A 22,384-nucleotide genomic window follows, 5' to 3' on the forward strand; every position below is an offset into this window, starting at 1 on the left:
AATCTCCCTTTGTGTCAGTCGATCTCGCGAATAGCCCGCTCGGGGCAGCTGTCGATGGCCGCACGGACGGCGGGCTCGGCATCCTGAGGAACATCGTCGCCCACGGCAACCGCCCATCCGCTGTCCGTCAGTTCGAAGACCTCGGGGCAGAGCGTCAGACACATGCCGTGCCCCGCGCACCGGTCCTCGTCGACGGTGACTTTCACGAGACGTCGAACTCGATGTGCAGCTCGGTCAACCCGCGCAGGATGTAGGTCGGAATATACTGGTAGTTGCGTTGTCCCGTCGGCCCATGGTGCTTCTCACTGATGCGCAGGTCAGTTGTCCGATCGAGCAACCGTTCCAGACCGACACGAGTCTCGGCCCGTGCGAGTGGCGCTCCCGGGCAGCTGTGGATCCCCCGGCCGAAGGCGAGATGCTGGCGGGCGTTCTTGCGGTCCGGGTCGAAGGCATCGGGATTCTCGAACCGCCGCGGATCACGATTCGCAGCACCGTTGATGACCATCAGAGTGCTTCCCGCCGGGATCTTTTCGTCACCGACCTCAGTCGGCACGCGGGACAACCGGAAGTCACCCTTCACAGGACTCTCGATGCGCAAGCATTCCTCGATGAAGTTGCCGAGAAGGCTGCGGTCGTCCCGCAGCCGCTGCTGGATCTCGGGTTGATCCCCCATGACCTTCATCGCGGTACTGAGCAATCGGACCGTCGTCTCCTGGCCCGCCGAGAAGACGTTGGTGGCCACGCGAACGACGTCACCGACCTCTGGCATGGTTCCGTCGGGGAAGGTGGCGGTGGCCAGGCCGGTCAGCACGTCGTCGCGGGGCTTCGCGCGACGATCCTGGACGTACTGGCCGAAAATGTCGTACAGGTATTCCAGAGGGGTCTTCTTCATCGCCTTGTCGGCGTTGCCCAATCCGCTCCCGTGGGTGCCGCGAGCCAGCCGATCGAGCAACTCGGGGCGATCCTCGTCCGGAACGCCCAGTAGATCGGCGATGACACGCAGCGTGAAGGGTGCGGCGAACCCGGAGATGAAGTCGCCCTCACCCGGAGCCATGAACTCGTCGAGCACATCGTCGGCGATCTGCCACATCGCGTCCTCGTTCTCCTTGAGACGCTTGGGCGTGATCAACCGCATGAGGAGGGCCCGGTGGTTGGTGTGCGTCGGCGGATCCAGCGTGGGCAACTGGTCACTGAAGGGGATCTCGTCGCGGTGCTCGACGATCAGATCGGTGACGTCGTCACCCTCGAGGGGCACAGGGAAGCCGGGAAAGGGCCCCGTCACCGAGATGCACGACGAGAAGGTGTCCGCGTCGTTGTAGACGTCGACCGCCTCCTGCCAACCCGTCACCATCGTGACGCCGTAGTGGTTCTCCCGGCTCACCGGGCACTTGGTCCGCAGCGCCTCGTAGAAGGGGTACGGATCGGCAACCAGTCGGTCGTCCCGAAAGAAGTCGACCGATGTCAGATCTTCCGCCATGTGCGCTCCATCCCCGATCTCGCTCAGCGAGAATACGATTCTCATCTGTGCGCATAACATTTTCATACGTGCGGCCGACCGTCAATCGTGTTCGGGCGCTACGGCGAGTGTGTTCACCACCAAAGCGAGCATCTGATAGCCCCCGATCGTGAACAGGAGGTCCAGACGCTGGGCGTCGTCGAAGTGCACGCCCAGCTCACTCCACGTGTCGTCGGCGACGGCGTGACCCTCGTGCAGGTCGTCGACCGCGGCCACGACGGTCCGGTCGACCGGGTCGGAGGGGCGACCTGTCCGGATGTCGTCGACGACCTCGAACGTGATCCCCGCCCGCTCTGCGATCGGAAGATGGTGACTCCAGAGGTAATCCGATCCGTTGACGAGCGCGGTCCGCAACACCGCGACCTCTCGCGTTCGCACCGGCAGCGTCGAGTCGAGCAGGAGGTAGGCGTTGAACGTCAGGTAGGCCTTCACCAAGGGTTGATGCCGCACGAGCGTCGCCAAGACGTTGCCCGCGTGCTGCGGGTTCGCCCGAGCGGTCGGCAACAGCGGGCTCAACGCGTCGCGCACGCCGTCGTCCCAATCCTCGGGCGGTAAGGGTGCGATGCGCGGTGGGGTCATCAGCGGATGGCCTCGTCACCGAGCACTGTGGTACGCAGCATCTCGCGCGGCGAATCCGCGTCGTAGGGCGCAGCACGGTGCAGTACTCCGTTGTTGTGCCAGATAACGGTGTCGCCCACTTCCCACCGGTGGCGGTAGACGAACTCGGGTCGGGTTGCGCGGGCTAGCAATTCGCCCAGCAGTGCGCGGCCTTCGTCGAGGTCCATTCCCACGACGTGATCGGCCGAGGCGCCGAGCACCATCGATTTGCGGCCGTCGCGATGCGTCCACACCAACGGGTGTTCATGAGTCGGACGAGCCCGCCACCTCGCCAGTTGCTCGGGTGACGGATCAGGCTCGACGCGTCGCTGGGACGCCTCCAGGGAGTGCACGACACGCAACTGCTCATACGTCGCCTTCTCCGTCTCGGTGAGAGCGTCATACGCTGCGAACGAACTCGCGAACTCGGTCTCTCCGCCGCTGTCTGCCACCCGCCGGGCCGTCAGGACAGTCGCCTTCTGCGGACACTCGCCGCGCAGAGGCGTACAGCCGTCGATGTGCCATTCGAAGGTCGCCCGCAGGAAGGCCGCCGACGCGTTCTTGGTGGCGTCCAGTGTCACCGGGTAGATCCCGGCGACCGGATGGTGTCCGTCCGACGAGTGGTCGACGTCGCCGATCCGCCGGGCGAACGCCACCTGGGTCTCGGGCGCAAGACCGAGCCCGGGGAACACCAGCACGCCGTTCTCCTCGAGCGCGTCGACGATCGCCGATCGCAAGTCGTCATCAGTGGCAAGGCCTTCGGCGTCGACGCCGGAGACTCGGGCGCCGACCGAATCGGTCAGCCGGTCGATCGTCAATACAGTCACGCCGCCATCCTCATTCCTCATGGCACCGGTGCTCCGACACGGTCAATCACGGCGTCCGCCGAATCAGCCGGCTTCTGTGTTCCGAAGACCTCGACCGCCATCGAGATCATGATCATCGAATAGATCAGGTACAGCAGGTTCAGAACGTCATCGGGCAGATCGTCGAGCGGAAACCCGTCGCAGTAATCGATCGCCTCTTCGAACCGTGGGGAGAACGCGTCGTAGAAGTCGTGAATATCCGACATGGGGGTCGCAAGCCTCATCGTCCAGCGCTCGGGCTCGGTGGCAAGACACCACTTCTCGGCGAACCGCTCGAGGTCGACAAATGCACCGGGCAGCCGGCCCGCCCCGTTCACACTCGCACCGCTTCCTTTTCGGCAACGTACTTCTGGATCCAGTCGACCGACACCTTGTGGAGGTGGCGTACCAGGATCTCCTGGTCGTTGAGTGGGTAGTCGTCGACGACGTCGTACTCCAGCGCGGCCTGAGTTCCACTGAGCATGCCGGCGTCCTGCAGCGCGAACTCCTTGAGCACCACCGAAGCGACCTCGTGCTCGATGCGCTCCCGCACGCTGCGCGCTGGGTGAAACGCGTTGTACGCCTCGAAATCATGGGTGTTGTGCGAGGTCGGCCAATAGCGGTAGAGCAGGTACCAACCGTGGTAGATCAAGATCTCCAAGTTGGGAAATATCTGGAAATTGGTGATGCCCCAGGGTTCTATGCCGCCGGGGTTGAGTCCAGCCGACTGGTGGGTTTCCGGTGTTCGCCACGGGCCCACCAGTCCGCTTCGCGTTGCCCTTTCGACGGGATACATGAACTCGGGTGCCAGTAACCACCGCCGGGTGCCGGCGGTCGAGACCAACCGGTGCGGGCCGTCGATTTGAAAATGACCGCACGTGAACGTCTGGTTGGGTCGGCGCACCTCCGTGGGCACCTGCTGACTGTGCAGCGATGGCACGTGGTAGTACTCCTGGAAGGCATCCGCGAAGATCTTCCAGTTGCTGTCGTTGTGCGCGACGAAGTCGTAACGCTCGGTCATCAATTTGAAGGGATAGTCATCCAACGCGGTGATCATCGGCCCGAGAAACTCACGCAGTGTCTGAGCGGGCTCAGGGTCGAAGTTGATGAAGACGAACCCGTTCCAGACGTCGCAGTGAACCGGTCGAAGGCCGTACTCGGCACGGTCCAGTCTGAAGAACTCCGACTCCTGTTGAACGAAATTCAGTTGCCCGTCCAGCCCGTAACGCCAACCGTGGTACTTACACGTGAACTGACGGCAGGTGCCCTTGGTCTCGACGCCGGGAAAATCGTTCCACACCAACTTGTTTCCGCGATGCCGACAGACGTTGTAGAACGCCCGGATCGCGCCGTCACGGTCCTTCACCACGATCACGGACGCCTTCGCGGCTGCGATGTCCTTGGTCAGATAGCTGCCCACCCGGGGCAGCTCTTCGACGCGGGCGACGTTCAACCAGGCGCGCTTGAAGACGGCTTCGCGCTCCAGTTCGTAGAACTCCGGTGAAATCGAGTCCCGGAAGGAGACTGGGCCGGTACCCAGTTCGGGATAGTGCTCGGTCCACGATCCCTCTGCGGGCTTGGGCCACTCAGCCATGCCAACCTCCTCCTTGTCTGTTTCTGCGCCGTCTGTCTCTGCGCCGTCCGTCTCTGCGTCGCACTCACATCACCGATCCACCGTTGACACCCAGCGTCTGGCCGGTGATGAACCCGGCTTCCTCGGAACAGAGGAAGCCGACCGCCGCAGCGATGTCGTCGCCGGTACCGAGGCGACCCAGTGGGATGCTGGCCGCCATCTGCTCGTTGGATGGCAGATTTCCCGCCGCCTGACCCTGATGTTGCATGGGCGTCTCGATGCCCGAGGGCGGGATGTTGTTCACCGTGATGCCGATCGGACCGTATTCGCGCGCAAGGGACTTGGTCAGCGAAATCAAGGCCCCCTTGGAGGCCGCATAGTGCGCCATGCCCGGCGAGCCGCGCTGAGCGCTGGACGACGAGATGATCACGATGCGGCCCCACCCGGCGTCGATCATGTCGCGCAGCGCGGCCTGGGCACAGTAGAAGGTCCCGGTCAGGTTGACGTCGATCACGCGCTGCCAGGCCGTCGGGGTGATGTCGACCGAGGGCGTCCAGTCCACCACGCCGGCGCTGGTGACCAGAATGTTAACCGGGCCGAGCTGGGTGCGAATCATGGTGAAGGCGTGGGTGACGGCGTCGTGATCACTGACGTCGGCGGCGACTGCCACCGCCGCGATTCCGTCGGCACGCAGCGCGTCCACAACCCGCTGTGCGGCAACCACATCGAGATCCAGGACCGCTACCGAGTGGCCGCGGCGCCCCAGCTCGTGGCAGGTCGCTTCGCCCATGCCCGAGGCACCCCCGGTCACCACGGCAACCCGTCCGGTCATCACCCTCTCCTACTCGTAGACGACGCGAAGCGTCGGACTCGCGGGCAGCGACTGACACGTCAGGACCCACCCCTCCGCCACTTCGTCGTCGTCCAACGCGTCGTTGTTCAACATCCGGGCGCTACCCTCGATCACCCTCGCCATACATGTTCCGCAGGAACCGGTCTCGCATGACGCCGGCGCCTTGAGACCGGCCATCCGAGCTGTCTGCAGAAGCGTCTCTCCCGAGCGGTGCGACGTCGCGGTCGTCTTGCGATCCAGGACGAAGACGATCTCGTCGGCCTGCACGGACGCACCGCCCAGTGCGTCGGGCACCACCGGAGCCGCCGTGAAGCGTTCCAGGCGCACGCGCGTTGCGGAGACGCCGGCGGCCAGTACCCGGGCCTCCACGGTCTCCATGAACGGACCAGGGCCGCAAATGTAGTAATCGCCATGATCGCCCGAGCCGATGAAGTCATCGACGACGCCCTGGGGGAGGATCCCGGCATCCTGATCGAAGTGGTAGACGATGGAGATTCGGTCGGGGTGTGACGTCACCAGACGCTCGAGCGCAGGGCCGAAGATCACCGCGTCGCGGTTCCGGTTGGCGTACAACAATCGCACCCGCCGGGTCGAGTTCTCCAACACCGTCCTGATGAGCGAGAAGATGGGCGTGATTCCGCTGCCGCCGGCGAATGCGATGAAGTCGTCGACGGATTCGTCGTCACCGAGGGTGAAGCGCCCCTCCGGTGGGGCCGCGTGCAATTCGGCGCCCTCAGATGCGTTGTCGTTCAGCCAGTTCGACACCATGCCGCCGGGATCACGTTTGACGGTGATCTGCAGCATGGCCTCGCTGGGCGCGGACGACATGGAGTAACAGCGCCGAAGCTCCTGGCCGTCGAGATCGACCTTCACGGTCAAGAACTGCCCGGCACGGAAGGCGAAGTCGGCAGATCGGTCCGTCGGCACGTCGAGGACCAGCGAGACTGCGTCTGCCGTTTCCCGCACCACGCGCGCAATGCGCAGTGACGAAAATCCCTCCGTGTGCTGACTCATCGTCGACCATGTTATCAAGTACTTGTCATTAAACTCAAGTACCCGCCACTCGGGTCCTGCGTGATCAGTTTCTACTCGATGTGGTCGGCATGCAGCCGGTGACCCGTGCCCTGCTCGACAACCCGCCCCAGCAGCTCCCTCAGCGTCTTCTGCTCTGCCGCGCTCAACACCCCGAACACCCTGTCGTGAGCGGCGATGGCGTCGCTCACCACGGCTTCGGCCACAGTGCGGCCCTCGTCGGTCAGGAACGCCTGCAGTATCCGACCGTGCTGCGGATCTTGTTTGCGCTCAACGAGTTCACGACGCTCGAGCTCCTTGAGCGCCAACTGCACGCCCTGGGGACTGATCAGCAGGCGACGGGCCAGATCGGCGCCGGACAGTCCAGGTTCGGAAGCCAATTGGCGCAAGAGGCCGATCTGCGCAGTACTCACCCCATGCTCGCTGACGGAGTCGTTCACGGTCGTGAGCGCGAAGTACCATGCCTGCTTGAGCAACCAGAGAATGTTGTCGGTCTGCTCCATGGCCCCTGCCCTACCTCTCCCGCGTCAGCGCTTGAACACCTCACCATTCTTCATCACGAAGCGCACGTCCAGGGTCACCGCGATGTCGAGGGACGGATCGCCCGGCACGGCGACGACGTCGGCGCGGTAGCCGGGGGCGAGCTGGCCCAGTTCGTCGTCGGCGGCGATCAGTTCCGCACCGGTGAGCGTGGCGGCCCGAAGGGCCTGCATGGGCGTCATCCCTCGCCGCACCAACGCCACGATCTCCTTGGCGTTCTGCCCGTGCGGAATGGCCGGAGCATCGGTCCCACAGGCAATGCGCACACCCGCGGCGATCGCCTTCGGCAGCATCGCCTGCGCTTGCGGGAAAACCACCTCCGCCTTCTTGCGGAGTTCCGGGGCTATCCGGTCGACCGCCATCGCTTCGGTGAGATACGTGGTGGACACCAGAAAGGTGCCGGTGTCGGCCATCATTCGAATCGTGTCGTCGGTCGCGAGGAAGCCGTGTTCGATGCAGTCGATGCCCGCCCGGATGCAGGCGCGAATGGCACTGTCCCCGACGGCATGAGCGGCGACGCGAACCCCGGCCCGGTGCGCCTCGTCGGCGATCGCCACGAATTCTTCGTCCGAATATTGTTGCGCCCCAGGGGCCGTACTGTGCGACATCACCCCGCCCGAGGCCGACACCTTGATCAACTTGGCACCGTGGCGCACTTGATACCGGACACAGGCGCGAACCTCGTCGACACCGTTGGCGATGCCCTCGGCCACCGACAGCGGCATGATGCCCGGGGCCAGCCGTTGGAACACAGTGGGGTCGAGGTGGCCACCGTAGGGAGTGACCGCATGGCCTGCGGGAAAGATGCGCGGTCCGGGGTGCCAGCCGTTGTCGATGGCCCGCATGAGCGCGACGTCCAGGAGGTAGCCACCGGTCTTCACCATCAGGCCGAGGTTGCGCACCGTCGTGAATCCGGCGGCGAGGGTCGCTCGCGCGTTCACGGCACCGCGAAGGGTCCGGTAGGCGGGATCATCCTGCACCCCGTGCATCGGGTTGGGCAAGCCTTCGGGCCCACCGGGGCCGCCGATGAGCAGGTTCAGCTCCATGTCCATCAACCCGGGCAGCAGCGTGACGTCCCCCAGATCGATGATCTCCGCCGGGTCATCGGGGAGCACGTCGGGATTGACGGACTGGATCCGCTCACCCTCGATGACGAGTACGGCCGGTGAGCGCACCTCCCCCGCCGCCACGTCGGCCCAGCGGGCCGCACGCAGAACAGTCGTCACGGGACGGGCTCGATGACGCAATCCAACGACGTCGCACCGGTGTCCGGGACACGTGGCTGTTTCCAGCATTCAACTGGAAACGACACCGAGATCATGGAGTACAGCATGTGCATCAGGTTCAGAACATCCTCGGGAAGTTCGTCGAGCGAGAACTTGTCGCAGTAGGAGATGGCCTCTTCCGCGCGTGCTGTGATCGCATCGTAGAACGCAATCAGCTCGGTCATCGAGCTCGCCAGCCGTTTGGCATAGCGCTCCTGCTCGGTGCCCAGACACCAGTCGGAGAATTGCTCGAGATCGGCGAATTCGGGAGGCAGCAGGGACGTTGCCACGATCGTCACACTCCCGCCGTCTTGCGCTGGTAGTCCTGCACCCAGGCTGCCGTCTCGACGTGCAGGTGGCGGATGAGCACCTCCTGGTCGCACAGGACGAAATCGTCGAGCACTCCCGTCTCGATCATCGCCTGCGTGGCCTCGAGCGTGTTGGCGTCCTGCAAGCCGTACTCCTTGAACGACACGGCAGCGAGCTCCTGGGCTATGCGTTCACGCGGTGTACGGGGTTCGGGGAAGTAGAGGGTGCACTCGAAGGTGTGACTGCTGACCGACGTCGGCCAGTAGTGGTACGTCAGGTACCAGCCCTGCCCCCAGAACAAGATGACGAAGTTGGGGAAGAGCTGGAAGGAATCCAGCCCCCAGGGATCACACTTGGCGGGGTTGAGACCGACGGGCATAGGCCCGAGATCTGCTGCCTCCCAGGGGCCGAAGAGCCCGCTCCGACAGATGTCCTCGATCGGCTTGCGCATCTCGTCCGACATCTCCCACGCTTTGACGCCAGACGTGCTCACCAGTCGATGCGGGCCCTCGATCCGATAGTGCGGCGCCTCGAAACCCGCCTCGGCAGCAGCCTTCGAGTAGGCCGTCGGTGACTGATTCGCATGCAGCACGGGGGCGTGATAGAACTCCTGGAACGCGTCCATGTACAGCTTCCAGTTCGCCTTGACCTCGGAACGGTAGGTGAACCGCGAGGTGAGTTTTCCGAACGGGTATCCGTCGAGCGCCGTGATCATCGGCCCCAGAAAGTCGCGCAGTGACTGCTCCGGCTCGGCGGCGAAGTTGACGAAGATGAAGCCTTCCCAGACGTCGCAGTGCACGCCGACGAGGCCGTATCGACTCTTGTCCAGGTCGAAGAACTCCTCCTCCTGCTGCACGAACGCCAGGTTGCCCTCGAGGTCGTACCGCCACGCGTGGTACTTGCAGGTGAACTGACGGCACACGCCGCTGGTCTCCTCGCGCGGCATCTCGTTCCACACCAACTTGTTTCCGCGATGACGACACACATTGTGATAGGCCTTCACCGCACCATCAGCAGTGCGCACCACGATGATCGAGGTGTTGGCAGCCTTGAGTTCTTTCGTGAAGTAACTTCCCTTGCGCGGCAGGCTTTCGACGCGGCCGACGTTCAGCCAGGCGCGCTTGAACACCGCCTTGCGCTCGACTTCGTAGAACTCGGGATCCGTTGAGTCCTTGTACGAGACCGGACCGGTGCCCAGATGCGGATAGTGCTCGGTCCAGCTGCCCTCAGCCGGTTTGGGGAAGCGCGCCACGAGATCCTCCTGTCGACGCGACCGGCCGCACGCATGTCACGCAACGCCCCAGTCGGTCCGCGGGTATTCCGTCAGCCACCTGACACCTATCGGCAATCAGGCCAGCCGTCGAACCTGACCGTATATGCTGGACCCGGCAATCACAAGTAGTTGACACTGCCGCGTCGACGGCGGCGAAACGGAGATCCTGGATGCACCATGGCGAGCTGTTCATCGGCGGAAAGTGGCTGCATCCCAGCGGCACTGAACACATCGACGTCGTGTCTCCATCCACCGAAGAGCAGGTGGCGCGCGTCGCCGCTGCGCAGCCCGGCGACGCCGACTCAGCGGTCGCGTGCGCGCGAGCAGCCTTCGACGAGGGCCCCTGGCCGCGGATGACACCCGCAGAACGCATCGCAGTCATCCGCCGACTGGCGACGCTGTACGGACAGAGGCGAACTGAGATGGCCGAGGCGATCACCTCGGAGCTCGGTGCGCCGATCAGCTTCGCCAAGCGCGCTCAGGTGGCGCTGCCGTGGACGATGATGAACGCCTTCTGCGACCTCGCCGAGACGTACCCGTGGCGGGAGGATCGCGGTGGGATGTACGGCTCCGATATCCGCGTGCTGCGCGAGCCGGTCGGCGTGGCGGTGGCCATCGTGCCGTGGAACATGCCCCAGTTCCTCATCGTCACGAAGCTGATCCCTGCGCTGCTCGCGGGGTGCACGGTCATCGTCAAGCCGGCCCCCGAGACGCCGCTGAACGCGCTTCTCCTCGCCGAGATCCTCGCCGAGGCCGACCTGCCCGCCGGCGTGGTGAGCGTGCTGCCCGGCGGACGGGATCTAGGCGAGTACCTGGTTGAACACCCTGGAGTCGACAAAGTTTCGTTCACGGGCTCAACCCGTGCCGGTAAGTCGGTTGCAGCGGCCTGCGCCGCAGGCCTGAGACGAGTGAGCCTCGAACTCGGCGGCAAGTCGGCAGCTATAGCCCTCGACGACGCAGATCCCGCCGCCGTCGCAACCGCCGTTCGGTCGGCCAGCTTGTCGAACGCCGGCCAGATCTGCAACGCCCTCACCCGCGTGCTGGTGCCGGCCCGGCGAGCCGACGAGTTCATCGATGCACTGGCCACCGAGGTCGACGGCCTGCGGGTGGGCGACCCGCGCGACGACGCCACTCACGTCGGGCCGTTGGTCTCGCGGCGACAGCAGGAACTGGTACGCGACTACATCGACCTCGGCCAACGCGAGGGCGCCCGACTCGTCGTCGGCGGCACCGAGTTGCCAGAGGGCGTCGACCGCGGCTGGTACGTGCGTCCCACAGTGTTCGCTGACGTGCACAACTCGATGCGCGTGGCCCGCGAAGAGATCTTCGGTCCGGTTCTGACTGTGATCGCCTACTCCGACGAGGCCGAGGCCGTCGCGATCGCCAACGATTCCGACTACGGCCTGGCCGGATCCGTGTTCACCGATGATGCCGACCGCGGAATGGCTGTCGCAGAACGCATTCGGACGGGTACGTTCGGCGTGAACCAGGGCTATCCCATGGATCCTTTCGCTCCCTTCGGCGGGGTCAAGGGCAGCGGTTACGGACGCGAACTGGGCCGCGAGGGCATCGACGGCTACACCCACACGAAGTCCATCGCGGTGGCCGGAGCAGTCAGAGCGTGACGGCGGAGAACGAGACAGGCGCAATGATGTCGTCGGTGCGCCGGGAGACGAACTTCGCCCGACCGGTCGCGCCGCACCGCGGGCGCATCTATCTCGCCACCGGACTGTTCACGGCCGCCGTGTTCCTCGGGGTGACCATCGGGGTCCACATCGGCGTCATCGCACCGACGTTCACCACCGACGTCGTCGTCAACCTGATCTTCGGCGTTCCTGTCCTTCTACTCCCCCTGGTCATCCTGTGGAACGCCCCGGGTGAGAACCGGACGTCCCTCGACAGGGCCGCCGAACTCGTCCTGTTCTATCTCCCCTACACCGCGGGTAGCCAGATCGGGTACGAGCTGATGTTCCTCATCGGCCACCCTCTTGGGTTGTGGACACCTACCGACGACCCCGGCTGGAAGTGGCTGTGGTGGCAATACGGCTTGGCCGACACCCGCTACGTGAGCGGCAATCCATGGGTCTTCGCCCTCGAGGTGGTCGGCGTGCTGACGGGCGCTCTGCTCCTCGTAATGTGGACGCGGCTGATCCGTCCGCGACTGCCGACCGAGTCGCGTATCCGGTGCCTGTGGTTGACGTTCGCCGGCGTCGCCGTCTTGATGAGCAGCACCGCCGTCTACTTCGTCTCCGAGATCGGCGCCGGCTTCAGTGACATCGGCCAAGGCGCTTTCGGGTTGGGATTCAAGTTCATCGCCGAGAACGTCCCCTTCATCGTCCTGCCGCCGGTGGTGCTGTATGCCATCTACCTGCAGATCGACCATCTCACGCGGCTGGCAGCCCGAGAACTCGTTGGGCGATGATGTTGCGCTGGATCTCCGACGTACCTCCGGCGATCGTGCCCGAGAAACTGCCGAGGTACCGCGTGAACCAGTTGGCGGTGAATTGACCTGGGGCGTAGGGATTGTCGGGCGCAGACAGAGCGGAGTCGGTCAGAGAATCCGATTGGCCCGCGTCCAGCCGGTCCTCGTAGGCCCGCTGCTCGGCTTCCGAGCCGAGCACCTTCAGAACGGACAGACCGGGCACATCGACCTCGCCACGGGAGGCCCGCGCAAGCGCCCTGGAGCCGAGGAGGCGCAGCGCCTGGTGGTCCATGACCGAGGTGGCCAGGCGATCCCGCTCCAGGGCGGTTCGCGGCCGAACGCCCTGCAGCGTCTGATCCAACCGGGTGGCGAACGACATCCACATCATCGTGCGTTCATGGCCGAGCGAGCCGTTCGCCACCCGCCACCCCTCGTGTAGCGGCCCGATGAGGTTCTCCACCGGAACGCGGACGTCGGCGAAGAAGACTTCGTTGAAGTCGAGGTCGTCGCGGTCGTACACGTTCGCAAACGGGCGGCGCGTCACTCCGGGACTGCCCGTCGGAATGAGCAGGGCACTGATCCCCTTGTGCTTCGGGGCTGTCGGGTCGGTCCGCACGAAGGTCAGGATCACGTCTGCGTCGTGCGCTCCGGACGTCCAGACCTTTTGACCGTTCACCACGAAGTGGTCACCGTCGCGAACGGCGCGCGTGGCCAAGCCGGCCAGATCGGAACCCGCCCCCGGTTCGCTCATTCCCAATGACGCCGTGATGTCGGCCCGCAGGATGGGCGCCGCCCAGCGCGCCTTTTGTTCCTCGGTTCCGAACGACAGCAGCGACGCCGCGACGATGCCGACGCCCTGCGGATTGAACGCGTGGTACAGCCGTCGCCGGTTCAGCTCCTCGCGGTGGACGAACTGTTCGAGGATTCCGGCATTGCGGCCACCGAACTCTGGCGGATTTCCCGGCACCAGCCAGCCGTGGTCGAATTGCAGTCGCTGCCAGCGCCTCGCCCATTCCGGAACGTGCGCGGTGGAGCGAGAGCGCTCTGCGGAAGCCTCCGCTGCCGAAGGCAGGTGTGCATCGAGAAAGGCACTGAATTCTGCTCGGAACGCCTCGATCTCGTGATCGAACACGAGTTTCATGTGCCGATGATATCAAGTACTTAATATTTGTGAAGGCCTGGCAACAAGTGCCCTCCGAAACAGAGCGCGCGAAGGATCGTCTCAGGATCACGCGCGGCGCGCGCGTGTCAGCTGGCGGGGATGAGGTCCGCCGCCACCGAGGGCTTGATCATTGCGCCGCTCCGAAACATCTCCGAGGCGCCGATGTCGGCGAATCCCGGGTCGATGGCCCGTAAGGCCTGCGCCTTGAAAGCGCGTGCGGCAGCACTCAATTGGTGATGAACAGAATCCACGGTGTCGTCCAGTTCGGCGGGACAACGCTCCCCCCACAGAGTCACTTCCGTGAGTCCATGGTCAAGCGCCTCGAGCACGCCCTGTCGGACGCGAGCGTCGGCAGCGAACAACTCTGCCGCGACCGCCACGGTGTGCGGGTGGGGCTGATCCGCCCACATCGCCAGCGCTTCTTCGAGATCATGAACCGCGACGCCGAGAATCTCCAGGGCTCGGAAATCCTCCGCGCCGTCGATGAGCACCGTGACGTCCCACCCAGCCATCACTCGGTCGACGATGAAGCCGCCGGCGCACTTCACGACGTCGTGAACCGAAGGCCCCACCACGTCCAGCCGGTACCTCATCGCGCACTCCTGTCGACGGGTTCGAAATCTCTGGCCAGCGTCTGCGCGTACCCCGTGAAGACCTCGACCAGGGGTATCGAAGGATCGAGCAACCATGCGGACTCCATTCCGTTGATGAAGGCGAGAATTTCGACGGCCTTGATGGCCGGGTCGAAGTCAGAGCGGTACACACCAGTGTCTTGCGCACGTCGGATGAAGTCGGTGACGATGCGCACCGCCGCGTGTTGGCGCCTCACCAGACGATCGTGCAACGGCGCGTCGGGAGCGATGTTCTCGGCGAGTAGAACCGTGAAGGTGCCGATCAGTTCGGGCTGACGATCGAAACGTTCCGCGACTCGGCAGATCTCGGTGATGAGGTCACCCATCCGGTCAGCGTGCTGGTCGTCGTCGGCATCGCGGGCATCGAGCACGGCATTGAGCAGATGCTCCTTGGACGCGTAGTGGTGCAAGAGTCCCGCAGGGCTCACGCCCGCTTCCTTCGCGATCTGCGCCAACGATGTGTTGCGCCAGCCGTTGCGGGCGAGCAGCCGTTCGGCGACCTGGAGGATGAGCACTCGGCGGTCTTCACCCTTGGCCAACAGAGACGCGTAGGGGCGTGTCGAGCGGTCCCCCGTCACCACCTCGAGGCTCTGGTCGCTCACCACACTCCCACCGTCGAACCAACCTAGTGAACACACAGTAGGTAGGTTTGGCCGCTGTGACAAGGGTCTCTTTTCGGACCCGGTGGCTGCGTGGTGGCCGCCGCTACAGGCCGAGCGATTTGGCGATGATGACCTTCATGACCTCGCTGGTGCCGGCGTAGATGCGGGCCACACGGGCGTCCGTGTAGAGCCGCGCGATCGGATACTCCATCATGTAGCCGTAGCCGCCGAACAACTGAAGGCAACGGTCGACGACGCGCTGCTGCATCTCGGTGCAGAACAGCTTGACCCTGGCCGCGTCGGCGCCAGACAACTGCCCCTCGACGTGCAACGAGACGGCGCGGTCCAGCATCGCCTGTGCCGCCTCCACCTCGGTCGAACACGCGGCAAGCTCGAACTTAGTGTTCTGGAAGGACGCCACCGACGAACCAAAAGCTTTGCGGTCCTTCGTGTAATCGATTGCTGCGGTGATGGCAGATCGCGCCTGCGCAACTGACCCGACCGCCACCGTCAGACGCTCCTGCGGCAAGTTGTGGCCTAGATAGCCGAAGGCCTCGCCGACCTCGCCGAGCACGTTGGCAGCCGGGACCCGGACATCCACGAACGACAATTCGGCGGTGTCCTGGACCTTGCACCCCATCTTCTCGAGCTCGCGCCCCCGGGTGAAGCCTGGCATACCGTCCTCGACGACCAGCAGGGTCAGGCCCTTGCGGCGGTTGTCCGGATCGATGGAGGTGCGTGCCACCACGACCACCAGATCGGCCTGCATGCCGCCGGTGATGAACGTCTTGGCGCCGTTAAGGACGTAATCGGCGCCGTCGACCACCGCGGTGCTCCGCATGCCCGCCAGATCCGAACCGGTGCCCGGCTCGGTCATCGCCACGGCCGTCAGCAGCGAGCCAGCCGCCAGACCCGGGAACCAGCGTTCGCGCTGTTCGGTGTTCGCATAGTGCAGGAAGTACGGCAGGATCACTTCGATCTGCGTGCGCACGGTGGACAGCGTCACCAGCGCCCGCGCCGCCTCTTCCTGCAGCACGACGTTGTACCGGTAGTCGCTCGTACCACCGCCGCCGAACTCTTCCGGGATCGCCATACCCAGCAGGCCGAGCTCACCCATCCGCTCGAACACCTCGCGTGGTAGCCGACCACCTTTCTCCCAGCTGGGATAGTGCGGCACAACCTCCTTCTCGACGAATGTGCGCACCAGAGCACGAAATGCTTCGTGGTCTTCGTCGAAGAGGTCACGGCGCATGGGTGTTCCTTTCGCTGGCGTCAGGCAGGGGTCTCGGCGGCGACGGAGGTGAAACCGCCCATTCGCCAGAGAAAGTCGGCTCACGTTTGGCTGCGAACGCGGCATACGCTTCCGCCGCGTCCGTCGTCGCGAAGTTTCCGGGCTGAGCGCGGGCCTCGTTCGCCAGTGCCGACTGCAACGTGCTACTCGCGCCATCGTTGAGGAGAGCCTTGCTCTGCGCCAACGCGAACGGCGGCCCAGCCGCCAACCGACCGGCCAGACCGTCGACGAAGGCGTCGATGTCGTCGGCCGCACGCACCCAGGTCACCAGACCGAGTGCACGAGCCTCGTCGGCATCGATCATGTCTCCCAACAGGATCAGGCGCTTCGCCTGCTGCAGGCCGACCAGCTTCGGCAGCAGCCATGACCCACCGAGGTCCACCGACAGTCCGCGTTTGGCGAATATCTGGCAGAACTGCGATTCGGGGGTGGCCGCCACGAGGTCACATCCGAGGGCGAGGTTCCAGCCGGCGCCGACCGCAATCCCAGTCACCTTCGCCACCGTCGGGACCGCGAGTTCGTGGAGAGCAAGTGCCACATCGGTGAGCCGTTGCAGTTTGTAGCGGGGATGGATGTCCTCGCCGGTGCCGATGTCGGCTCCCGAGCAGAACGCCCCACCCGCACCGGTGAGCACCAGGACCCGAACGGCGGGATCGCGTGCAGTGGCCCGCAACGCGTCGGCGAGCTCCCACCAGGCGCGGGCGTCGAGCGCGTTCTTGCGGAGCGGCCGATTGAGCGTGACGGTGCGAACGCCCCTCGCGTCGTCGTCCACGAGGACGGGCTCATCGGTCATCGGTACACCGGGCCGATCGCTCCCTCGTCCCGAAGCGCCGCGATCTCCTCAGTGGTCAGGCCCAGCTCGGCGAGAACGAGATCGGTGTGTTCGCCCAGCCCCGGTACCGCGCCCATCGGGGCCTCGTAGCCGTCGATCACCGGCGGCGGCATCAGCGAAGGAATACTGCCGACGGGCGAGCCGATCTGACGCCAGCGGCGGCGTGCGCGCAGCTGGGGGTGGCTCAGCACGTCGGATGGCAGGTTGTACCGCGCGTTGCCGATTCCCGCAGCGTCCGCGATCTCCTGGATATCCTCTAGCTCGCGTGTGGCGCACCATGATCCGATGGCCTCGTCGAGGATCTCCCGGTGCGCACACCGACCGGCGTTCGTCGCGAATCGCGCATCAAGGGCTAGATCGGGTCGGCCGATGACGTCCTTGGCCAGACGTTGCCACTCGCGGTCGTTGGTGGTGCCGAGCACGACGGTATGGCCGTCTCCGGTGGGGAACGATCCGTACGGCGCGACAGCCGGTGCGCTGACGCCCAACGGCACCTGGTCGACACCGGTGTGCTGGGTGTACGTCAGTTGATATCCCATGATGTCGGTCATGACGTCGAACAGGCTCAATTCCACCGCCGGCGCCACCCCCTCGGCGCGTCCCCCACGGGCCACGAGAAGCGCCATGATCGACAGGGCGGCGTAGAGACCGGTGGTGAAGTCGGCCATCGCCGGCCCCGGTTTGGCCGGCAGACCCGGGTGGCCAGTCACCGCACAGGAGCCCGACTCCGCCTGCACGAGAAGGTCGTATGCACGCTTGTGGGAAATGGGACCACCGGGTCCGTAGCCGTCGATCTCCACCGGAATGACATTGGGATGGCGGGCTGCGAGATCGGCTCGGCCAAGCCCGAGCCGGGCCGTGGCACCGGGCGCGAGATTCGACACGAACGCGTCGGCTCCGTCGAGAAGACGGTGCAGGACGTCGATCCCGTTCGGCGACTTCAGATTCAGCGTGATCGACTCCTTGCCCCGGTTGCACCAGACGAAATGCGCACCGAGACCGCCCGGGCCGTTGACGACGTCGTCGTAATCGCGGGCGAAGTCTCCCCCGGACGGGTTCTCCACCTTGATGACGCGGGCACCGAAATCGGCGAGCACCCGCGTGCAGATGGGGGCCGCCACGGCCTGCTCCATGGCGACGATCGTGATGCCCGCGAGGGGGCCGAGGTTGGTCACGATGCGCCGGTCACATCACCATGCCGCCGTCCACGGGCAGCACCTGACCCGTGATGTAGGACGCGGCATCGGATGCGAGGAAGACGAAGGCGCCCGCAACCTCGTCCGGTTCAGCCCAGCGCTGCAACGGGATTCGGCGCATCATGTTCGCGGCGAATTTCTCGTTGGTGCGAATGGTCTCGGTCATCGGGGTCGCAGCCAGCGGCGCCAACGCATTGACAAGGATGTTCTTGCGTGCGAGCTCGCGGGCCAACGACTTGGTGAATCCGATGATTCCGGCTTTGGCCATCGAATAGTTGACCTGCCCGAGCGTGCCGGTGATACCAGCCGCCGAGGTCACGTTCACGACGCGCCCGGTGCCATCGGTTGCGAGGAACGGAAGCGCCGCCTGGGTGACGCGGAAGGCGCCCATCACGTGAATGTCGAGCAGTCGGTTGACATTGTCCTCGGTGATGTCCGAGAACATCGCGGGCGCGGTCACTCCCGCATTGTTGACAACGATATTGAGCACACCACCGGTCATTGCCGCCGCCCGTGCGGCCGCGGCGTCGGCGGATTCCCGGTCGGCGACGTCCAGTCCCGCGCTCCCGGCTCTGCCTCCCCGATCGTTGATTCCGTTGGCGACCTCGGCCGCGGCGTTCTCGTCGAGGTCGGTCACGAAGACCGACGCACCAGCAGTGGCGAGAGCTCCCGCGACCGCCGAGCCGATCCCGCCGGCAGCGCCCGTCACGAGAGCGGACCGACCCGTGAGGTCGAAGAGCGGATTGGCACCCATCAGTAGCTCCTGGGCAGGCCAAGCACCTTCGAGGCCAGGAAGTTCAGGATCATCTCCTGACTCACCGGGGCGATCTTCATCAGTCGGGACTCACGGAAGAAGCGCGAGATGTGGTACTCCTCGGAGTAACCCATGCCGCCGTGCGTCTGCATGGCACGGTCGGCTGCATCGAATCCGGCGTCCGCGCACAGGTACTTGGCCATGTTGGCCTCCCGGCCGCAGGACCGACCGTTGTCGTAGAGCCACGTGGCCTTACGCAAGACGAGCTCCGCGGCATCGAGTCGTGCCAGCGAGTCGGCCAGGGGGAACTGGATGCCCTGGTTCATGCCTATCGGTCGATCGAAGACGACGCGCTCGTTGGCGTATCTGACTGCACGGTCCAAGGCCACCCGCCCGATGCCCAGCGCCTCCGCTGCGATCAGCATCCGCTCCGGATTGAGACCGTGCAGGATGTACTCGAAGCCCCTACCCTCCTCGCCGATGCGATCCGCGACCGGAATGCGGAGGTCGTCGATGAACAACTCGTTGCTGCTGACCGCGTTCCTCCCCATCTTCGTGATGGGCCGCACGTCGACGTGGTCGCGATCGAGATCGGTGAGGAACAACGTCAGCCCGTCGGTCTTCTTGGCGACGTCGTCGTAGGGCGTGGTCCGGGTCAGCAACAGAATCTTCTCGGACTCCATGGCCTTGGAGATCCACACCTTACGTCCGTTGACCACGTACGAGTCCCCGTCACGCCTGGCGAACGTGGTGATGCGCGACGTATCAAGGCCTGCACCGGGTTCGGTGACACCGAAGCAGACGTGAAGATCGCCGTCGACGATTCTGGGCAGGGTCGCGGCCTTCATCTCTTCCGACCCGAACACCACCACGGGCTGCATGCCGAAGATGGACATGTGAATCGCACTGGCTGCGTTCATCCCGCCGCCGGAGCGGGCCACTTCCTCGGCGAGGATGGTCGCCTCGGTGATGCCGAGACCATGACCGCCGTATGCCTCGGGGATGGTCATGCCGAGCCAACCTCCGGAGGCGACGGCATCGTAGAACTCCTGGGGGAATTCGTGACGCTGGTCCTTGTCCATCCAGTACTGGTCGTCGAAGCGCCCCGCCAGTTCGGCCACCGACTTACGGATCAGCTCCTGATCCTCGGTCAGTGCGAAGTTCATCCCACCGGTCACTGAATCTCTCCTCGTCGAAGGGCGGTCCGATGCCGCCGCGGGCCACCTCGGCCCGACGGAGAACGCCGCAGCACCTCCACGCCGGCGGTCAGGGTTCACCCGACCAGTAGACGAAAACTATCCTCTCGTTTGCGGAGAATCAACCGCCAGGCCGGTCCATAAGGGCACATGCCTGGGGATTCCCGGGTGCGGCCTGCAGCGGATGCGGTGAACTCGACGCACCCCACCGTTGACGATCGAGCGTCGACGTGAAAATCTGTTAGTCGAATATGAGAATGCAATTCTCGGAGCGCCCAGTAACCCCGACACTCCCCGAAGGAGAAGCCGTGCGCATACCGCCGTTGCCTGCTGCCGAGTGGGACGACGCCGTGTTGACCGCACTGCGGATGATGCCTGAAGAACTCCGCAACCCCACAGCAGCAGGGAACGCGATCGGCACCCTGGTCAATCATCCCGACCTCACCCGCCCGTTCCTGAATTTCAGCTTCTACCTGCTCACGCGCTCGACCCTCGACCCGCGGGTCCGCGAGATGGCCATTCTGCGGGTTGCCCACCGCACCGCGTGTGCGTACGAGTGGGACGAGCACGTAGCGATCGGAACCGATGCTGGGCTGACCGCGGACGACATCGCGACGGCACAAGGCATCAGGGGCGCCGCAGGCTTCGACCGCGTCGTGTTGGCGGCGGTCGATGAACTCGTCGACGGTGCCAGTGTCGGCGACGATACGTGGGCAGCGTTGTCCGAACACCTCGGCAAGCGCGAGTTGATGGACTTCGTCTTCACAGTTGGCGGCTACAACATGCTGGCCATGGCCCTGAACACATTCGGTGTGGAACCCAAGAAGGAGAACTGATCGCGTGGCATTCTTCCCCAAACCCGAGGCGGGTAGCTGGACCGAGAACTGGCCAGAATTGGGCACGGCACCAGTGGATTACACCGATTCGATCGATCCTGACCACTGGATGCTGGAGCAACAAGCCATCTTCCGCAAGACGTGGCTGCACCTCGGTCGCGTCGAGCTGCTTCCCAAGACGGGCAGCTACTTCACGCGCGAGATGCCCTCGGTGGGGAAGGGAACCTCGATCATCGTCAACAAGGACAAGGACGGCACCATCCGGGCCTTTTACAACATGTGCAGGCACCGGGGAAACAAGTTGGTCTGGAACGACTACCCGGGCGAAGAGGTCTCCGGCAACTGCCGCCAGTTCGTCTGCAAATACCACGCATGGCGGTACGACCTGAAGGGCGACCTGACCTTCATTCAGCAAGAGGGCGAGTTCTTCGACATCGACAAGGCCGACTACCCGCTCAAGGCGGTGCGGTGCGAGGTGTGGGAGGGCTTCATTTTCGTCAACTTCGACGACGACGCCCAGCCCCTGGCTGAATACCTGGGCGAGTTCGGCGAGGGCCTGAAGGGCTACCCGTTCCACGAGATGACCGAGCACTACAGCTACCGGTCAGAAGTCAAGGCGAACTGGAAGCTGTTCATCGACGCGTTCACGGAGTTCTACCACGCGCCGATCCTGCACATGAAGCAGGCCGAGAAGGCGGAGGCCGAGAAACTCGCCAAGTTCGGATTCGAGGCGCTCGCCTACGACATCAAGGGCGATCACTCGATGGTGTCGTCGTGGGGCGGCATGTCCCCGCCCAAGGACATCAACATGGTCAAGCCCATCGAGCAGATACTGCACAGCGGTCTCTTCGGCCCCTGGGACCGGCCGGACATCAAGGGCATTCTGCCCGACGAGTTGCCGCCCGCCATCAACCCTGGCCGGCACAAGACCTGGGGCACAGACTCGTTCGAATTCTTTCCGAACTGGACGCTGCTGTTCTGGGCACCGGGCTGGTACCTCACCTACAACTACTGGCCGACCGGCGTCGATTCTCACATCTTCGAGGCAGATCTGTACTTCGTGCCGCCGAAGAACCTGCGCCAGAGGCTTTCTCAGGAGCTCGCGGCGGTCACTTTCAAGGAGTACGCGTTCCAGGATGCGAACACCCTCGAGGCGACGCAGACCCAGATCGGCACCCGGGCCGTCACAGAGTTCCCGCTCTGCGATCAGGAGATTCTGCTGCGACATCTCCACATGACCGCTCACAAGTACGTGGACCGGTACAAGGCATCTCTGGCCGAGACCAACGGCGTGCACGCCGCTACGACAGACGAGAAGGATCGCGTACATGTCTAAGCTGCCCGCGGAGTTCGCCGATCTCGAACGATTCGCAGAATGGTGCCTGCCGACCGAGGAGGAGCGTTACGCCAAGCGTCTCGCATCGACGATGGACGAGATGCAGGAGTTGTACGACGCCGGCATGGCGCGTCTCGAGGACATCATGGTCTACGTCGACGAACGCTTTCCTCTCGCGGGCATGCCCGAGGACGCCAAAGCACTGGTCCACCTCGGACAGTCCATCGTCATGGTGAGCTTCCCCATCGAGGTGTGGAAGCAACCGCGTGTGCTCGACAGTGGCGCGGCCTACATCCAATTGGTCAAGGAGCCGGTGGTCTAG

Annotated in this window: 25 protein-coding genes; 5 read left to right on the forward strand and 20 right to left on the reverse strand. The window is 64.6% G+C overall.

Features of this window, described 5'->3' with window-relative positions:
- Positions 1-14: 14 nt before the first annotated feature.
- The 12 genes from ACZY1G_RS19550 to ACZY1G_RS19605 all read right to left on the reverse strand — a co-directional run bounded on the left by ACZY1G_RS19550 (position 15) and on the right by ACZY1G_RS19605 (position 9,782).
- Positions 15-206: a ferredoxin gene (locus tag ACZY1G_RS19550; protein ID WP_463816405.1), complete on the reverse strand. Its 192-nt coding sequence runs from the start codon at positions 204-206 to the stop codon at positions 15-17.
- Entirely contained in the window at positions 203-1,477 is a 1,275-nt protein-coding gene (locus tag ACZY1G_RS19555) for a cytochrome P450 (protein WP_463816406.1), read from the reverse strand. Before ACZY1G_RS19555 ends, ACZY1G_RS19550 begins: the two co-directional genes overlap by 4 nt.
- A gap of 81 nt (positions 1,478-1,558) precedes the next feature.
- Positions 1,559-2,095 (reverse strand): carboxymuconolactone decarboxylase family protein, encoded by a 537-nt coding sequence (locus ACZY1G_RS19560; protein WP_463823366.1) that lies wholly within the window; start codon positions 2,093-2,095, stop codon positions 1,559-1,561.
- Positions 2,095-2,940: a TauD/TfdA dioxygenase family protein gene (locus ACZY1G_RS19565; protein ID WP_463816408.1), complete on the reverse strand. Its 846-nt coding sequence runs from the start codon at positions 2,938-2,940 to the stop codon at positions 2,095-2,097. Before ACZY1G_RS19565 ends, ACZY1G_RS19560 begins: the two co-directional genes overlap by 1 nt.
- A gap of 17 nt (positions 2,941-2,957) precedes the next feature.
- Entirely contained in the window at positions 2,958-3,296 is a 339-nt protein-coding gene (locus ACZY1G_RS19570; RefSeq protein WP_463823367.1) for a hypothetical protein, read from the reverse strand.
- Positions 3,293-4,552 carry an aromatic ring-hydroxylating oxygenase subunit alpha gene (locus tag ACZY1G_RS19575; RefSeq protein ID WP_463823368.1) on the reverse strand — a complete coding sequence of 420 codons (1,260 nt, stop codon included), beginning with the start codon at positions 4,550-4,552 and terminating at the stop codon, positions 3,293-3,295. Before ACZY1G_RS19575 ends, ACZY1G_RS19570 begins: the two co-directional genes overlap by 4 nt.
- Positions 4,553-4,616: 64 nt before the next feature.
- Complete coding sequence (locus tag ACZY1G_RS19580) at positions 4,617-5,363, reverse strand: SDR family NAD(P)-dependent oxidoreductase (RefSeq protein WP_463823369.1); 747 nt, start codon at positions 5,361-5,363, stop codon at positions 4,617-4,619.
- Between the two features lie 9 nt (positions 5,364-5,372).
- Positions 5,373-6,398: a 2Fe-2S iron-sulfur cluster-binding protein gene (locus ACZY1G_RS19585; RefSeq protein ID WP_463823370.1), complete on the reverse strand. Its 1,026-nt coding sequence runs from the start codon at positions 6,396-6,398 to the stop codon at positions 5,373-5,375.
- Between the two features lie 71 nt (positions 6,399-6,469).
- Complete coding sequence (locus ACZY1G_RS19590) at positions 6,470-6,919, reverse strand: MarR family winged helix-turn-helix transcriptional regulator (RefSeq protein WP_463816413.1); 450 nt, start codon at positions 6,917-6,919, stop codon at positions 6,470-6,472.
- 24 nt (positions 6,920-6,943) lie between these two features.
- Positions 6,944-8,182, reverse strand: coding sequence for a metal-dependent hydrolase family protein (locus ACZY1G_RS19595; protein WP_463823371.1), 1,239 nt, complete (start codon positions 8,180-8,182; stop codon positions 6,944-6,946).
- Complete coding sequence (locus ACZY1G_RS19600) at positions 8,179-8,511, reverse strand: hypothetical protein (protein WP_463816415.1); 333 nt, start codon at positions 8,509-8,511, stop codon at positions 8,179-8,181. The genes ACZY1G_RS19595 and ACZY1G_RS19600 overlap by 4 nt, the downstream gene beginning before the upstream one ends.
- Positions 8,512-8,516: 5 nt before the next feature.
- The gene (locus ACZY1G_RS19605) at positions 8,517-9,782 is read right to left on the reverse strand and encodes an aromatic ring-hydroxylating oxygenase subunit alpha (RefSeq protein WP_463816416.1); all 1,266 of its coding nucleotides are present in this window, start codon (positions 9,780-9,782) and stop codon (positions 8,517-8,519) included.
- Between the two features lie 191 nt (positions 9,783-9,973).
- On the opposite strand from ACZY1G_RS19605, the gene ACZY1G_RS19610 reads away from it, so the two are divergent.
- Both ACZY1G_RS19610 and ACZY1G_RS19615 read left to right on the forward strand, forming a co-directional pair.
- Entirely contained in the window at positions 9,974-11,428 is a 1,455-nt protein-coding gene (locus ACZY1G_RS19610; RefSeq protein ID WP_463816417.1) for an aldehyde dehydrogenase, read from the forward strand.
- Between the two features lie 23 nt (positions 11,429-11,451).
- Positions 11,452-12,225 carry an emopamil-binding protein gene (locus ACZY1G_RS19615; RefSeq protein ID WP_463823423.1) on the forward strand — a complete coding sequence of 258 codons (774 nt, stop codon included), beginning with the start codon at positions 11,452-11,454 and terminating at the stop codon, positions 12,223-12,225.
- On the opposite strand, the gene ACZY1G_RS19620 is transcribed toward ACZY1G_RS19615, so the two are convergent.
- The 8 genes from ACZY1G_RS19620 to ACZY1G_RS19655 form a co-directional block, all read right to left on the reverse strand.
- The gene (locus tag ACZY1G_RS19620; protein WP_463823372.1) at positions 12,188-13,366 is read right to left on the reverse strand and encodes an acyl-CoA dehydrogenase family protein; all 1,179 of its coding nucleotides are present in this window, start codon (positions 13,364-13,366) and stop codon (positions 12,188-12,190) included. The two genes, ACZY1G_RS19615 and ACZY1G_RS19620, sit on opposite strands and share 38 nt — an antisense overlap.
- Positions 13,367-13,473: 107 nt before the next feature.
- Positions 13,474-13,980: a hypothetical protein gene (locus ACZY1G_RS19625; RefSeq protein ID WP_463816419.1), complete on the reverse strand. Its 507-nt coding sequence runs from the start codon at positions 13,978-13,980 to the stop codon at positions 13,474-13,476.
- A complete protein-coding gene (locus ACZY1G_RS19630) occupies positions 13,977-14,621 on the reverse strand; it encodes a TetR/AcrR family transcriptional regulator (RefSeq protein WP_463816420.1) in 645 nt (214 codons plus the stop codon). The genes ACZY1G_RS19625 and ACZY1G_RS19630 overlap by 4 nt, the downstream gene beginning before the upstream one ends.
- A gap of 103 nt (positions 14,622-14,724) precedes the next feature.
- The gene (locus ACZY1G_RS19635) at positions 14,725-15,873 is read right to left on the reverse strand and encodes an acyl-CoA dehydrogenase family protein (RefSeq protein WP_463823373.1); all 1,149 of its coding nucleotides are present in this window, start codon (positions 15,871-15,873) and stop codon (positions 14,725-14,727) included.
- The gene (locus ACZY1G_RS19640; protein WP_463823374.1) at positions 15,863-16,705 is read right to left on the reverse strand and encodes an enoyl-CoA hydratase/isomerase family protein; all 843 of its coding nucleotides are present in this window, start codon (positions 16,703-16,705) and stop codon (positions 15,863-15,865) included. The genes ACZY1G_RS19635 and ACZY1G_RS19640 overlap by 11 nt, the downstream gene beginning before the upstream one ends.
- The gene (locus ACZY1G_RS19645; protein ID WP_463823375.1) at positions 16,702-17,919 is read right to left on the reverse strand and encodes a CaiB/BaiF CoA transferase family protein; all 1,218 of its coding nucleotides are present in this window, start codon (positions 17,917-17,919) and stop codon (positions 16,702-16,704) included. Before ACZY1G_RS19645 ends, ACZY1G_RS19640 begins: the two co-directional genes overlap by 4 nt.
- A gap of 10 nt (positions 17,920-17,929) precedes the next feature.
- A complete protein-coding gene (locus ACZY1G_RS19650; RefSeq protein WP_463816424.1) occupies positions 17,930-18,694 on the reverse strand; it encodes an SDR family NAD(P)-dependent oxidoreductase in 765 nt (254 codons plus the stop codon).
- Entirely contained in the window at positions 18,694-19,860 is a 1,167-nt protein-coding gene (locus ACZY1G_RS19655; protein WP_463816527.1) for an acyl-CoA dehydrogenase family protein, read from the reverse strand. Before ACZY1G_RS19655 ends, ACZY1G_RS19650 begins: the two co-directional genes overlap by 1 nt.
- A 338-nt stretch (positions 19,861-20,198) precedes the next feature.
- On the opposite strand from ACZY1G_RS19655, the gene ACZY1G_RS19660 reads away from it, so the two are divergent.
- Genes ACZY1G_RS19660 through ACZY1G_RS19670 form a run of 3 tightly spaced genes read left to right on the forward strand, consistent with a single transcriptional unit; the run spans position 20,199 to position 22,384 of the window.
- A complete protein-coding gene (locus ACZY1G_RS19660; protein WP_463816425.1) occupies positions 20,199-20,726 on the forward strand; it encodes a carboxymuconolactone decarboxylase family protein in 528 nt (175 codons plus the stop codon).
- Positions 20,727-20,730: 4 nt separating this feature from the next.
- Complete coding sequence (locus ACZY1G_RS19665) at positions 20,731-22,062, forward strand: aromatic ring-hydroxylating oxygenase subunit alpha (protein WP_463823376.1); 1,332 nt, start codon at positions 20,731-20,733, stop codon at positions 22,060-22,062.
- Positions 22,055-22,384: a hypothetical protein gene (locus ACZY1G_RS19670; protein WP_463816427.1), complete on the forward strand. Its 330-nt coding sequence runs from the start codon at positions 22,055-22,057 to the stop codon at positions 22,382-22,384. Before ACZY1G_RS19665 ends, ACZY1G_RS19670 begins: the two co-directional genes overlap by 8 nt.

Source organism: Mycobacterium sp. IDUB_5 (genome assembly GCF_055419565.1).

What these genes read in the sequence shown, in the direction of transcription:
- ACZY1G_RS19615 (WP_463823423.1), top strand. Translation starts at nt 11,452, where the DNA reads ATGATGTCGTCGGTGCGCCGGGAGACGAACTTCGCCCGACCGGTCGCG.
- ACZY1G_RS19640 (WP_463823374.1), bottom strand. Translation starts at nt 16,705, where the DNA reads ATGACCGATGAGCCCGTCCTCGTGGACGACGACGCGAGGGGCGTTCGC.
- ACZY1G_RS19580 (WP_463823369.1), bottom strand. Translation starts at nt 5,363, where the DNA reads ATGACCGGACGGGTTGCCGTGGTGACCGGGGGTGCCTCGGGCATGGGC.
- ACZY1G_RS19670 (WP_463816427.1), top strand. Translation starts at nt 22,055, where the DNA reads ATGTCTAAGCTGCCCGCGGAGTTCGCCGATCTCGAACGATTCGCAGAA.
- ACZY1G_RS19560 (WP_463823366.1), bottom strand. Translation starts at nt 2,095, where the DNA reads ATGACCCCACCGCGCATCGCACCCTTACCGCCCGAGGATTGGGACGAC.
- ACZY1G_RS19625 (WP_463816419.1), bottom strand. Translation starts at nt 13,980, where the DNA reads ATGAGGTACCGGCTGGACGTGGTGGGGCCTTCGGTTCACGACGTCGTG.
- ACZY1G_RS19620 (WP_463823372.1), bottom strand. Translation starts at nt 13,366, where the DNA reads ATGAAACTCGTGTTCGATCACGAGATCGAGGCGTTCCGAGCAGAATTC.
- ACZY1G_RS19590 (WP_463816413.1), bottom strand. Translation starts at nt 6,919, where the DNA reads ATGGAGCAGACCGACAACATTCTCTGGTTGCTCAAGCAGGCATGGTAC.
- ACZY1G_RS19655 (WP_463816527.1), bottom strand. Translation starts at nt 19,860, where the DNA reads ATGAACTTCGCACTGACCGAGGATCAGGAGCTGATCCGTAAGTCGGTG.
- ACZY1G_RS19635 (WP_463823373.1), bottom strand. Translation starts at nt 15,873, where the DNA reads ATGCGCCGTGACCTCTTCGACGAAGACCACGAAGCATTTCGTGCTCTG.
- ACZY1G_RS19610 (WP_463816417.1), top strand. Translation starts at nt 9,974, where the DNA reads ATGCACCATGGCGAGCTGTTCATCGGCGGAAAGTGGCTGCATCCCAGC.
- ACZY1G_RS19650 (WP_463816424.1), bottom strand. Translation starts at nt 18,694, where the DNA reads ATGGGTGCCAATCCGCTCTTCGACCTCACGGGTCGGTCCGCTCTCGTG.
- ACZY1G_RS19585 (WP_463823370.1), bottom strand. Translation starts at nt 6,398, where the DNA reads ATGAGTCAGCACACGGAGGGATTTTCGTCACTGCGCATTGCGCGCGTG.
- ACZY1G_RS19555 (WP_463816406.1), bottom strand. Translation starts at nt 1,477, where the DNA reads ATGGCGGAAGATCTGACATCGGTCGACTTCTTTCGGGACGACCGACTG.
- ACZY1G_RS19575 (WP_463823368.1), bottom strand. Translation starts at nt 4,552, where the DNA reads ATGGCTGAGTGGCCCAAGCCCGCAGAGGGATCGTGGACCGAGCACTAT.